Source organism: Streptomyces sp. Edi2, from assembly GCF_040253635.1.
Lineage (GTDB): Bacteria > Actinomycetota > Actinomycetes > Streptomycetales > Streptomycetaceae > Streptomyces.
In genome coordinates, this window is the sequence record NZ_JBEJGX010000003.1 from 3,038,884 (window position 1) to 3,052,032 (window position 13,149).

The following is a 13,149-nucleotide window of genomic DNA, read 5'->3' on the forward strand; positions in this document are numbered from 1 at the left end:
GACCTTTGCTTTCATCGGGCACCGGCGAAAAGTGCCGGTGTCTTGCGAGAGAGCTGGTGCGGTCTCCACCGTGCGTGCTGCAGGTGCTGCGTCGGCTCAGGTCAGGTGGTGGCGGGTGTGTGGAGCACGCGCAGGGCGCTTTGGTGGGTGAGCCAGCCCAGGAGGTGGTCCTTGTCCGGGTCGAGGACGGGCAGTCCGGTACCGGGTGCGGCGACCAGGACGTGCAGGGCGGTGGACAGCGGCATGTCGGCGGTGACGGGTGGAGTCGTTTCGGCGAGGTCCCCAGCGACGGCCGGCGGTGTGGTGTCGACGTCGGGGCGTTCGGCGAGCGCCTCGGCCACGGCGCGGGCCGTGAGTGTGCCCAGATAGCGACCTTCGGCGTCGACGACGGGTAGCGCACCGTGATCGGACAGGCGCACGAGGTCTCCCGCTTCCGAGAGCTCGGTGGCAGCCGGCAGCGGTGCGGGAGCCCCCTCCATGACCGATCCCACGATCTGCGTGCCGAGTTTGGCTCCGGGGGCCGGTGCGTTCAGGTCGATGCCCCGGCGGCGGAGCTTGAGGGTGTAGATGGTGTCGTGGGAGAGAAGTCGGCTGGTGAGGGTGGCCAGGACGATGGCGAGCATCAGCGGCAGGATGATCGAGTACTGGCCGGTGAGTTCGAAGAGGATGACGACGGCCGTGATGGGGGCCCGTGAGGCCCCGGCGAAGACGGCACCCATACCGACCAGCGCGTAGGCACCGACGGCACCTGCGGTACCGGGCATCAGGTGGTGGGTGGTGGCACCGTACGCGGCGCCGAGCATGGCGCCGATGAAGAGGCTGGGGGCGAAGACGCCGCCGGAGCCGCCGATGCCGATGGTCAGGCTGGTGGCAAGGATCTTGCCGACGAGCAGGAGCAGCAGGAATCCGGCGACGTACCCGCCGTGGGCGGCCTCCTCCAGTACGGGGTAGCCGACCCCGTACATCTCGGGCAGCACCAGCAGGACGAGGCCGAGGAGCAGGCCACCGGCAGCCGGGCGCAGCCATTCGGGGCCGCGCCAGGCCCAGTCGCAGGCGTCCTCGATCCAGTACAGGATCCGGGTGAAGCCGACGCCGACGGCTCCCGCAAGCACCCCGAGCACGGCGAACAGGCCGTACTGGCCGAGGTGTTCGACGTGGAAGGGCGGCAGGGTCAGGAAGGCCGTGTCGCCGAAGGCGGCCCGGCCGATGACGCTTGCGGTGACGCTGGAGAGCACGGTGGCGCCGAACGCCTCGACGCTGAACGCGCCCAGGATCAGCTCCATGGAGAAGAACACACCGGCCAGCGGGGCGTTGAAGGTGGCCGCGATACCGCCCGCGGCGCCGCAGGCCACGAGCAGCCGCATCCGGTCCGCGGAGACCTTCACCACCCGCCCCAGGGTGGAGCCGAGGGCGGAGCCGATCTGGACGATGGGGCCTTCACGACCGACGGAACCGCCCGAGCCGATGCACAGGGCCGAGGCGAGCGCCTTGACGATGGAGACCTGGGGATTGATCCGGCCACCGCGCTGGGCGACCGCGAGCATCACCTCCGGCACGCCATGGCCGCGGGCCTCCTTGGCGAACCGGTCGACCAGCGGCCCGTACAGCAGCCCGCCGACGACGGGGGCCAGCAGCACGAAGAACGGGCCCAGCCACGGCACGTGCGGGTTCGCGCTGCCACCCGCGCCCGCGTAGTCGCCGTGGCCGGAGAAGAGGTGGGTGAAGGTCACGATCAGCCAGCGGAAGGCGATCGAGCCGAGCCCGGCACCGGCACCGACCGTCACCGCGAGCACCAACAGGCCCCACGGTGCGTTACGAAATCGGGCGCCGGTCGATACCGGGCGCGCTTCGACGGCCGACGGATCCATGACGGGAGCGGCAGGAGCCGCCGCATCTATCCCACTCATATTTTCCTCTCCTCGCTCATTTTGCATTATGCAAACGTTGTCAAGTGCGCTCCCGAGCGAGGTAGAAATGAGCATGATCGAGCGCGAGGGGAGCTCACCGGACATGGGCGACGTCGATGCGGTGACCCGGGCGGTGCTGACCGCCTCCAGGGTGCTGGTCGGCGTGTCCGCACGCTCGCTGACCGCGGCCGAGGACAAGGTCACGTTGCCCCAGTTCCGCCTGCTGGTCGTGCTGTCCGTACACGGCGCCACCAACCTGTCCACGGTGGCCGAACTCCTCGGGGTCAACCCCTCCACCGCGATGCGCATGATCGACCGGCTGATCGGCGCGGACTTCGCCAGCCGGCACGCCAACCCGGACAACCGGCGGGAAACCCTGATCCAGCTGACGGAGGACGGGCGCCGCATCGTCGAGGAGGTCACGGCCCGGCGCCGGGAGGAGATCGCTGCGATCGTCGGCCGCATGGACCCCGCCCAGGGCCAGGCGCTGGTCGAAGCGCTCACCGCCTTCACCGCGGCGGCCGGCGAACCGGCCGTACCGCCCGCAGGCCACGACGCCTACCCCTTGGGCTGGACCGACACTCCCCCCCTCTGACCTGGGCAGATACGGCAGCTCTCCCGCCTGCGGGAGAAACGATGGCCACCCGGGGACGGTCGCCCCTGGTGCCCACCGAAGTCGGCGGGTCCGGTCAGTGACTGCCGGTGAGTCCGCCGCTGAGCGTCTTGTGGAGCTGGGCGCTGGACTCGTTCAGACCGACGATCTCGACCTTCTTGCCGCGTTGTGCGTACTTGCTCTCGATGGCGTCCAGTGCGGCGACGGACGAGGCGTCCCAGATGTGGGCGGAGGAAAGGTCGATGACGACCTTCTCCGGGTCGCCGGCGTAATGGAACTGGGTGACCAGGTCGCCTACGGAGGCGAAGAAGAGTTCACCGGTGACGGAGTAGACAACCTGGGTGCCGTCGGGGTCGGTGACCGCGGTGACGTGGGCGAGGTGCGCGACGCGGCGGGCGAAGATGACCATGGCGGTGAGGCTGCCGACGACCACGCCGATGGAGAGGTTTTCGGTGGCGACCACGACGGCGACGGTGATCGCCATGACGGTGGTCTCGCCTATCGGCAGCCGCTTGAGGGTGGCGGGCTTGATGGAGTGCCAGTCGAACGTGCCGACCGAGACGAGGATCATCACGGCGACCAGTGCGGCCATGGGGATCTTGGAGACGATCGGGCCGAGGACGATGCAGAGGATGAGCAGGAAGAACCCGGCGAGGAAGGTGGACAGCCGGGTGCGGGCCCCGTTCTTGACGTTGATCATCGTCTGGCCGATCATCGCGCAGCCGCCCATGCCGCCGAAGAAGCCGGTGACGATGTTGGCGATGCCCTGACCGATGGACTCGCGGGTCTTGTTGGAGCGGGTGTCGGTCATCTCGTCCACCAGCTTGGCGGTCATCAACGACTCCATCAGCCCGACCAGGGCCATCGCCAGCGCGTAGGGCGCGATGACGGTCAGGGTGTGGAGGCTGAACGGGACGTCCGGCAGTCCGGGCACGGGCAGAGAGGAAGGCAGCTTGCCCTTGTCACCGACGGTGGGGACGACGATTCCGGCCGCGACGGTGACGACGGTGAGGATGACGATGGAGACCAACGGCGCGGGCACGGCCTTGGTGAGCCGCGGGAAGAACACCATCAGGGCGAGCCCTGCGGCGACCAGCGGATACACCGCCCACGGCACATCGAGCAGGTTGGGTATCTGGGCCGTGAACAGCAGGATCCCCAGGGCGTTGACGAAGCCGACCATCACCGAGCGCGGCACGAACCGCATCAGTGTGGCCACACCCAGCGCGCCGAGGACGATCTGGAAGACACCGGCCAGGATGACGGTCGCGATCAGGTAGCCGAGGCCGTGCTCGCGGACCACGGGCGCCACGACCAGAGCCACCGCACCGGTGGAAGCCGAGATCATCGCGGGGCGGCCGCCAACAAGGGCGATCACCATGGCCATGGTGCAGGCCGCGAACAACCCCACCTTGGGATCGACCCCGGCGATGACCGAGAAGGAGATCGCCTCGGGGATCAGCGCCAGGCCGACGACCAGGCCGGCCAGCACCTCCGTACGGAACACCTTCGGGGACAGCCATGGCGGGCGGAAGCCGCGCAGCCGCGCGACGGGGGACGGTGCGTAAGAAGACAAGGGGAAGCGAAACCTGTCGTGGTCGGGCCCGCCCCGGCCATAGGGACGTGCGGGAGAGGGCGGAAGGCCGGGACGGCAATCCACGAAGCCGGCGAACGCCGGGCGAAATGACTGGGCGCGGCGTACGCCCCACTCGGTTCGGCCGCTGCTCAAGGGCGAGGGGTCACGGCGGGCAAGCAGCGGCGCCGGGCACGATGGGCATGCGCCCGCTCTCCCCTACTGACATCGGTCTTCGGTCTTCGTCGGGGGCGTCGTCGGCCCCGACACGGCTGGCGGCCGCGGGAGGTTATCCCGCGCCATGGAACGAGGGACGGAGCACGGCAGGGAGCCACCCACACATCCACCGTCCAGCGATTCTACCGAGACGCATCGCGCATCGGGCCGCGCACCGGTCACCGGCTGGATGGACCTCGCACAGGCGAGATGGCGGTCGACACGGTGAGTAGTCGGTGTGTCTCGCAAAGCCGACCGGGTCATCGAAGGCATCCCAGCCTCCATGGGACGGCGCGGTCGAACGCTTGATCTTGACGCCTCCTTAGCGCCTTCATAGCGGTCCGCTGACGTATCGTTAACGCCAGGTGAGCCGGGAAGTCTGGTCGGCATGCAGTGCGTTTCTCCGCTTCGTCGGCCATGAAAGGCTCTCCCGCACATGACTCTCCCCAAGGCCGCCGTGTCCGCGGCCATACCGCCGGTGCGCTCCAGCCGGGGACCCCGCACGTCGGTGCTGTTCATCGCCTTCGCCTTCGCGGTGATCGCGGATCCGGTCTCCTCCGTCGCCTACGCCATCGAAGCGGCCCTGCGTGCGCTCCACGGTGACTTGGCGCTGCTGCTGCCCACCATGTCCTTGGTGGTCGGCCTCGTCGTCGTGGTGACCGCGAACTACTGGCAGCTGGTGCGCCGCTTCCCCAAGGGCGGTGGCGCGGCCGCCGCGGCCGGGCGGGCATTCGGGCCGCGCTGGACGTTCCTGCCCATCGGCGCACTGGTGGTCGACTTCGTCCTGACCATCGGTATCTCCATCTCGGCAGCGGCCAGCGCGGCCATCGCCCTCTTCCCCGGGCTCGCCGGGGCACGCGTCCCTCTGGCCCTGGGGCTGCTCGTGCTGGTGGCCGGGCTGACCTGGTTCGGGCACGGCGGCCGCCTGCTGTTCGCGGCGATGACCGTGCTGTTCGTCGTGGTCTCCGTCGCCGTCCTGGTCCTCGGCTTCGTCAGCCCGCACGAGGTGGGCCACGCCCCGGCCAGTACCGACGCCGGACGACCTGCCGCGCTGGCCGTCGTGCTCGCCTTCCCCGTCGCGATGGCCCTGGCCACCGGCGTCGAAGCACCCTCCACTGCGATCGCCCAGCTCGGCCAGCTCGACGACACCCACCGACGCCGCTTCGGCCGCGGCACCCTCGCCCTGCTGTTGGTCATCGTCGGCGGCCTGACGCTCGCGCTCACCGCCCTCGCACTGCACCTGCACATCGGCATCCCGGCCGCCGAGTCCACCCAGATCGCCGACATCGCGCGCTCCGCCACCGGACCCGGCTGGCTGTACGGGGCGTTCCAGCTGACCAGTTCCCTGCTCCTGCTCGCCGCCGCCAGTTCCTCCTTCCAGGCGGGCCCCGGCCTGCTCAAGGCCCTGGCCGGAACGGCAGGCGCTCCCGGGGTCCTGCCGCCGGTCCTCGGCCGCACGAACAGGCACCACACCCCGTACTGGTCCGTCGTCGCGTACTTGATCGCCGCCGCCGTGATCATCGTGGCCGCAGCGGGCGAGGAGCAGGAACTGGTCCTGTTCTACGCGGTCGCCGTCTTCGTCAGCTTCCTGGTCGGCCTCGTGGCAATGGCCCGCTTCGCCCGCGCGGAGAAGAAGCCGACCCTGGCCTGGGTCAACGCCCTCGCCGCAGCCGCCGTCGCGTTCACCCTGGCGGTGAACCTGCTCCGCGGCTGGCCGATGCTCTCCCTCGCCGCCACCCTCCTCATCGCCGGGGCCCTCTACCTCCGGTGGGTCCGCGCCGGACGCCCGGACGGCATCGAGGACGTCGAGGCCCAGGCCGAGGTCCAAGCCGAGGCCCTGCCCGAGGCGACCGGGTGAATCGATGATCTCCGCCGTCGATCCCGAAGCCGGCATGTGTACAAGACCCGATACCGGAGGCAGGACGGGCGCGAAGCCCGCCTCGCCGTCGAGCCGGAGACCGGACCGATCACCGCGATAACCTTGCGGTCCACTGTCGGCGCCGAACACCAGGCCCGCGGCATGCTCCGCACCGAGTTCGTACAGGTCCGGTGGGTGTTCGACTGTCATCGGCCTTCTAGGCGTCCGGGGCCATGTCGGTGGGCCGGACGCTGGTTCATCCGCCAGCAATACGCGCGCGGATACGTCGTCAGCGGGGCTCATGCTGGAGGACCACACAGTCCGCCAGCATGAGCCCCAGGCGTGGGCAGGCCGGTTGGCATGTCCGTCCCGAAATTCCCCGGAAATTTGGGCCCTCGATCAGCCCTACACGGCATTAGTGCAGGTCAGAGGCTCCCCCTTTCTCCATCCACCAGGTGCCTTCTAAGCACTTGGCCGCAGGTTCGAGTCCTGCCGGGGGCGCCATCGCCCGTACTGCACCCAGCCCTCCCTGGCGGAGGGCTTTTTTGCTGGTCAGAAGCAGTTCAGTGGACGCGGCGTGGCGGCTTCGGCAGGGCCAGGATGGCTCCCGGCGGCGAGGGCGCCAGTCCGGCTGACGCCGGTTTTGAACGGCTCCCGGCGGCCGGCCCTCCCGAAAACTTCCCGAAGTTTTCCGACAGCTTCGAGCACGCCGACGGCGGCAGCGCCCAAGACATCGGCCAAGAACTTCTCGGGGACACCTACGCCGGCACCGACCACGCCTTCCGGCTGGACAAGAAGTGGGGCGGCCCCGTCTCCGTACATGCCGACGGATCCGTATGCGCCATCCGGCTACCGCCTGGCCGACCTCGGGCGCGCAGCTAGCGAGCCTCCTGTCCCGAAAGCGCCGGAAGTCTGGGGACGTGGCCTGCCTCCGAACGCAAACATGCAGGTCACTGGCCCGCTTCCCCGCACGGTGCCCAGATGCCAGGGACGGTCCGGACCGGTGACCGGCACACCGGCGACGGACAGCCCCCGGGATGCCGGGCCGGGCAGGCGCGCGGGCCGGTCCGGCCCGGCCCGTCCCGGCCGAGCGAGACCCCGATCACAAGTAGCGCCCCCTGCACTCCCATGCACGCACCCTCCCCCACAAGTAAACATTGACATGTCGAAGTCGACATGTGCAATATCAGGGCGACGACGGAACGGCGCATACCCGCCAACCGCCGCACGGGGCACGGGGGTACGGGCCGTGGACCTTCCCACCGCCACCCACCCCCGAACAACACGCGTGCGCAGAAGAGCGCACACCACAGAAGGAGAAACCGATGGCGACGACCCGGGGCCTGGCACGACCCACGCGGACAGGGAAACCACGCAAGGCGGCCATCGCGGCCCTGCTGGCGGCCCTCACGATCCTGGGCCCCATGGGAATGCAGCCGGCAGCCGCGACCGAAGGCGACTGGCAGATTCTCAACGACCCCCACGCGCGCACGCCCGACACACCCGTCGGGATCGACACCGGCTCCGTGATGCGGGGCGAGGACAACAGGATCTGGTGGACGCCGGGTGGGGCCAGTCCCATGCAGCCCATTCCCGGCGATTGGCGGACGAACGACGCGCCCGCCGTAGTCGCACACAACGGCCGGGTGATGGTCTTCATCCGCGGCACCGACAGCCGCCTGTACTACGCCACACTGATCGACAGCAGCAACAATCGGTGGACCAGTTGGACCGGAGTTCCGCAGTCAAACGCCCTCGGTACCCCCACGGTGGTCAGCAGCGGCGACGAGTTGTCGGTGTTCTACACGAACAACCGCCACCAAATCGTGCGGAGCCTGTACCGCTCGGCGGCACCGACGGGCTGGACACACCTCAACGAAGCCGTGCCGGGGAACGCGACGACCGACTCCTCACCGGCGGCCGTGGCCTACGGTCCGGGCCGGGAGAACATCGCCGTCTTCTACCGCGGCACCGACAACCACATCTACCGGCAGAACTACTACACGGACAGCCAGGTGTGGGACAACCGCTGGACGCAGGTCGGCGGCGCCGTCACCCACTCGCGGCCCGCTGTCGCCGCCGGCGGAACCCTCCGCGACACCATCATGGTCGCGGTACGGGGTGAGGACAACTACCCCTGGGTGACGACGATCGAGGCCGGCCGAACCACATACGACTGGCACCCACTCCACGGCGCGCAGCTCACCACCCACGCCCCCTCCCTGTGGGCATCGGTCGCCCGGACCTCCATCTACCTTGCCATCACGGCTGCCACACAGATCGGCCATGACATCCCGCTGTACAAGCGAGTGAACTAGGCCCGTGTGATGCCGTGATCAATCTTGCCGATCCGGGTCCCTCGGGAAGGGGGATCCGGTAGGAAGACGATCACGGCAAGCAGGCAACTCGGCAACGCACAGCGGAAGTTGATCGAGCCGTTCCTGCCGACAGGCGAGTACCGGCCGTGCCCCGGGCGGCTGCGGATCAGTTCGAAGGGGTGGTCCGGCGGATCCGCACCAGCAGCCAGTGGCAGGAGACGCCCGGCGAGTTCGAGCCCGTGGCCGACGGCCGCCATCGAGCAGGACCGAGCCCGTCAAGAGGGGGCGGACCACCCGCGGCGACAGTAGCGGTCGACGGCGGTGCGAGCTTCAGCCAGGCGCGCCCGCCCGGATCCGGTGACTGCGCAGACGGTCCGGATTCGGGCGCCGTTCGATCAGGCCCTCCAGTTCGAGACGACCGGGCATCTCGTCGGCGGCTTGCCGGGAGCTTGCCGCCTCTCAACGACCCGACCGCATCGGCGGGGATCCCCTGCTCAGCCCTCCTCAGGGATCGTCAGGTTCTTGACGATCGGATTGAAGATTCCCATGACGACGCCTCCACCGCTGCCGAAGTCCAGACAGCAGTTGATCCTCGCCGTACTCCTGTTGTCCTCGCTGCTGATCTGGCTGGACAACACCATCCTCACCACCGCCTTCGAGACCCTCGCCGATCCGGTCCGCGGACTGGGTGCCAGCCCCGCCCAGCTGCAGTGGGCCACCGGCTCGTACACCTTGGTCTTCGCCACCTTGATGTTCACCTCCGGCGCCCTGGGCGATCGTTTCGGGCACCGGAACGTGCTCGCCACCGGGATGGCGGTCTTCGCCGTCGCCTCGGTGTGGGCGGCGTACGCGGGCGACGCCGGCCAACTGATCGCCGCTCGGGCCGCGATGGGCATGGGGAGCGCGCTGATCATGCCCGCGCAGATGGCCCTCCTCATGTGGACCTTCAGCGGTCCCGCCCGGGCGAGCGCGGTCGGCATCTCCTCGGCGTCCGCCGGTGTCGGAGTCGCCGCGGGCCCGCTGCTGGCCGGCGTCCTCCTCAGCCACTTCTGGTGGGGCTCGATCTTCCTGGTCAACATCCCGATCGCGGTGCTGTCGCTGGTGGGAATCGTCACGCTGGTCCCGAACTTCCGCAGCCCCACCCCGCGCCCGCTGGACCCTGCCGGGCTGCTGCTGTCGATCAGCGGGCTCGCCTTCCTGGCCTACGGGCTGATCCACGCGGGGCAGGTGGCCTCCTGGAAGCCGGTGTCGGTCTGGGGCACGATCGCCGTCGGAGTGGCCCTGCTGGCCGGCTTCGTGCTCGTCGAACTGCGCCACCGGCAGCCCAGCTTCGACCCCCGGCTGCTCGCCCAGCGCATGTTCGGCCTCGCCAACGTGGCGCTCGGGCTGCTGATGCTTGCCATGACCGCCGCCAGCTTCTACGGCGCCTTCTACCTGCAGGGCGCACGCGACTTCTCGCCGCTGCAAGCGGGCCTGGCGTTCGCCCCGAACGCGCTCGGGACGATTGTCGGAGCGCCGCTCGGCGTCCGGCTGGCCCGCCGCTGGACGCTCCGCGTGGTCACCGCGACGGCGCTGACCACGGCGGGGCTGGCAATGGGCTGCAACGTGCTCTTCGGGCTGCACACCCCGCTGATCTACAACGAGATCGCCTACACGATCCAGGGCCTGTCGATCGGCATGGTGATCGGTCCGGTGACGGGGGGAATCATGAGCGCCCTGCCGTTGGAACGGGCCGGCGCCGGATCGGCCGTGATGAACACCGCGCGGCAGTCCGGCAGCCTGCTCGGAATCGCGGTAGGCGGCACGATCATGTCGATCACTTACCGGCATGCGATCGAAGGCTCCCTGCATGAGTACGCCGGTCCGGTGCAGGACCAGGCGCGGGTCTCCGCGGAACAGGCCCGGCACACTGCCGCCGCGATCCACCAGCCCGCCCTGGCACACGCCGCCGATGACGCGTTCCTCCACGCCATGCACGTCAGCGCGGTCTGGGCCATGCTGATCGCACTCTCCGGAGCAGTCCTGCTGGCCACTGCCTTGCGTCCTGCCGGAAAGCCCCCAGCGGTGCCCCCGAGGTGCGAAAGGTTGCCCGACATGGCCGCCGGTGGACAGTAGGGAGCCCTCGTGACGGTCACTGCCGGAGCCACCCGGCAGGCTCCAAGAAGGGGAAACGCACATCACCGGGGCCAGGGAATGTGGGATCAGCACATCCAAAACCCGCACAGGTTTGCCTACGGTTCACGAGACTGCCGATTCCGCATTCCAGCTCACCTCTCGCCTGCAAATGGCTTTGGGCCATCCGGACCAGGCCAGTTCAACCAGGAATTGGTGGACGACTGAGCTTTAAGTTCACTCACGGTCCCTCAGTTCGTCTGCTGCATTGCGCGGCGAGGTAAACGTCCTGACTCCCTGTGGGCCGCGTGCGATCTCGATCGCGCCCTCATCGCCGTTTCGGCGCCCCGTCAGCGCGCCGTCTCAACCATCCGGGAATGCGAGCCCTCCGGCCCGCTCCGCCTCCCGCGGGCCGGACCTCAATCACTGCCAAATCTGGAGCACCACTCATGACTTCCGTTCTGTTCGTCGTCACCGGCGCCACCCACTGGACCCTGGCCAACGGCACCGCGCACCCCACCGGCTTCTGGGCCGAGGAACTCGCCGAGCCGCACCGGATCTTCAGCGAGGCGGGCTACCGGATCACCGTCGCCACCCCCGGCGGTGTCGCCGCCCCGGTCGACCAGGACAGCCTGAGCGCCGCCGTCAACGGCGGCCGGCCCCGGGCCAACCGCCTCGCCACGTACCTGGAGAGCATCAGCGAGGCGCTGGCGCATCCGGCCAAGCTGGCGGAGGTCGACCCGGACGACTACGACCTGGTGTTCTACCCCGGCGGCCACGGCTCGATGGAGGACCTCGCGGTGGACGAGGACTCCGGCCGGATCCTCACCCGCACCCTGGAGTCGGGCCGGCCGCTGGGCGTGGTCTGCCACGCAGGCGCCGCGCTGCTCACCGCCCGCCACGAGGACGGGAGTTGGCTGTTCGCCGGCTACCGGATGACTGCCTTCAGCAACGCCGAGGAGGCCGCTGCCGGCCTCGCGGACAAGGCCCACTGGCTGCTCCAGGACCGCCTGGTCGAGCTCGGCGCCGACTTCGTGGCAGCCGCGCCGTTCACCCCGCACACCGTCGTCGACCGCAACCTCTACACCGGCCAGAACCCCGGCTCCTCCGCCGAGCTGGCCCAGCTGCTGGTCCGGGCCGCCGCCACAGACCCGGCCGAGGTGGTGACGCGGCTGCGCGACACCTTCGACACCGGGCGGACCAGGCCGCTGGCCTGGCGACTGGCCCAGCTGGGCGCCCTGCGCACGCTGCTCACCGAGCAGTCCACGGAGCTCGTGGCCGCGCTCCACGCCGACCTGGGCAAGAACGAGACCGAGGCCTACGGCGAGGTCAGGTTCCTGCTGAACGAGGTGGACCACACGGTGGCGCACCTGGAGGAGTGGCTGGCCCCGCGCCCCGCCGCCGTCCCGGCCACCTTCGAGCCCGCCGAGGCCCGGGTGGTCCGCGACCCGCTCGGCGTGGTGCTGCTCATCGCGCCGTGGAACTACCCGCTGCACCTCGCCCTGGCCTCGATGGTGGGCGCCCTGGCGGCCGGCAACACCGTGCTGCTCAAGCCCAGCGAGCTGGCCCCGGCGACCTCGGCGGCACTGGCCCGACTGCTGCCGCGCTACCTCGACCGGGAGACCGTCGCCGTGGTCGAGGGCGCCGTGCCGGAGACCACCGCGCTGCTGGAGCAGCGATTCGACCACATCTTCTACACCGGCAACGGCACGGTCGGACGGATCGTCATGGCGGCTGCCGCCAAGCACCTCACCCCGGTCACCCTCGAACTCGGCGGCAAGAGCCCCGCGGTGGTCGAGCCGGGCGCCGACCTTGCGGTCACCGCGCAGCGGATCGCCCGCGGCAAGTTCCAGAACGCCGGCCAGACCTGCGTGGCCCCTGACTACATCCTCGCGATCGGCGACACCGCCGCCACACTGGAAGCCGAACTGACCTCCGCCGTCGAGGCGTTGTACGGCCCGGACCCGGCGGCCAGCTCCCAGTACGGCCAGGTCATCAACGAGCGCCACTGCGACCGGCTCACCGCGCTGCTGGGCGACGGCCGCCTGGTCACCGGCGGCGGGCACAACCGGGCCGCGCGCTACATCGCGCCCACCGTCCTCGCCGACGTCTCCCCCGATGCACCGGTGATGGCGGCGGAGATCTTCGGGCCGGTTCTGCCGATCATCGCCGTGCCCGACCTCGACGCGGCGATCGCCTTCATCAACGAGCGGGACAAGCCGCTCGCGCTGTACGCCTTCACCACCTCGGAGCAGACCAAGCAGCGGCTGACCCGGGAGACGTCCTCCGGCGGCCTGGTCTTCGGCCTGACCATCTCCCACCTGTCCGTCCCCGAGCTGCCGTTCGGCGGGGTGGGCGAGAGTGGCATCGGCCGCTACCACGGTGAGTACTCCATCGAAACGTTCAGCCACCTCAAGGCGGTGCTGGACAAGCCGCTGAGCTGAGGTGACGGAGCGGTGGCCCGGCGGCGCGCGGCGGCCGTCCGCGCGGTCCGCGCCGTCGCCCCGTGGCCGTTTCCCCGTCCTGGGATCCGGCCGTCAACGGCGGCCGCC

7 protein-coding genes are annotated in these 13,149 nt (G+C 69.8%); 5 read left to right on the plus strand and 2 right to left on the minus strand.

The features are described 5' to 3' along the window. Positions 1 to 101 precede the first annotated feature (101 nt). Positions 102 to 1,796, minus strand: a complete 1,695-nt coding sequence (locus ABR737_RS16800; protein WP_350256809.1) for a chloride channel protein — start codon at positions 1,794 to 1,796, stop codon at positions 102 to 104. A gap of 184 nt (positions 1,797 to 1,980) precedes the next feature. Here ABR737_RS16800 and ABR737_RS16805 point away from each other — a divergent pair, with 184 nt between their 5' ends. Further along, positions 1,981 to 2,502: a MarR family winged helix-turn-helix transcriptional regulator gene (locus ABR737_RS16805; protein ID WP_350256810.1), complete on the plus strand. Its 522-nt coding sequence runs from the start codon at positions 1,981 to 1,983 to the stop codon at positions 2,500 to 2,502. Positions 2,503 to 2,596: 94 nt separating this feature from the next. Here ABR737_RS16805 and ABR737_RS16810 read toward each other — a convergent pair whose 3' ends face one another. Beyond that, a complete protein-coding gene (locus ABR737_RS16810; RefSeq protein ID WP_350250979.1) occupies positions 2,597 to 4,096 on the minus strand; it encodes a SulP family inorganic anion transporter in 1,500 nt (499 codons plus the stop codon). A 649-nt stretch (positions 4,097 to 4,745) separates the two neighbouring features. Between ABR737_RS16810 and ABR737_RS16815 the strand changes: the two genes are divergently transcribed. The 4 genes from ABR737_RS16815 (at position 4,746) to ABR737_RS16830 (ending at position 13,041) form a co-directional block, all read left to right on the plus strand. After that, positions 4,746 to 6,167: an amino acid permease gene (locus tag ABR737_RS16815; protein WP_350250980.1), complete on the plus strand. Its 1,422-nt coding sequence runs from the start codon at positions 4,746 to 4,748 to the stop codon at positions 6,165 to 6,167. A 1,325-nt stretch (positions 6,168 to 7,492) separates the two neighbouring features. Continuing rightward, complete coding sequence (locus ABR737_RS16820) at positions 7,493 to 8,485, plus strand: DUF8189 domain-containing protein (protein ID WP_350250981.1); 993 nt, start codon at positions 7,493 to 7,495, stop codon at positions 8,483 to 8,485. Between the two features lie 546 nt (positions 8,486 to 9,031). Next, complete coding sequence (locus tag ABR737_RS16825) at positions 9,032 to 10,600, plus strand: MFS transporter (RefSeq protein ID WP_350250982.1); 1,569 nt, start codon at positions 9,032 to 9,034, stop codon at positions 10,598 to 10,600. Positions 10,601 to 11,046: 446 nt separating this feature from the next. Next, positions 11,047 to 13,041 (plus strand): aldehyde dehydrogenase family protein, encoded by a 1,995-nt coding sequence (locus ABR737_RS16830; protein WP_350250983.1) that lies wholly within the window; start codon positions 11,047 to 11,049, stop codon positions 13,039 to 13,041. Positions 13,042 to 13,149: the final 108 nt, after the last annotated feature.